Origin of the sequence: Paraburkholderia sp. SIMBA_054 (assembly GCF_046534875.1) — a bacterium.
Classification (GTDB): domain Bacteria; phylum Pseudomonadota; class Gammaproteobacteria; order Burkholderiales; family Burkholderiaceae; genus Paraburkholderia; species Paraburkholderia hospita.
This window is the reverse complement of record NZ_JAWRXV010001590.1, coordinates 1-240: the sequence shown is the minus strand read 5'-3', so window position 1 is coordinate 240 and position 240 is coordinate 1. Positions and strand designations below refer to the sequence as shown.

Here is a 240-nt window from a genome sequence, read left to right as displayed (position 1 = left end):
ACGTCACGCGCAACTGGGGCTTTAACGCGTCGCTCAATGATCGCGGCGCGGGCATGCAGCCCGGCTATGCATCGTCGCCGACGCCGGGTACGTCGAACAACTGGCAAGGCGGTGTCGAAGCGTACTGGCGGCCGTTCGGCAGTCTCGGCGAGCGGATGTTCGAAGTCTATGCGCGCGGCTATGAAAGCTTCGGCGTGAAGAACGGCGGCGCGAGCGGCGTCGATACGTTGCAGGCGACGG

At 65.4% G+C, this 240-nt stretch carries 1 pseudogene; it reads left to right on the top strand.

Features of this window, described 5'->3' with window-relative positions:
• Positions 1 to 240 (top strand): annotated as a pseudogene (locus SB822_RS60420) (hypothetical protein); the annotation flags it as partial.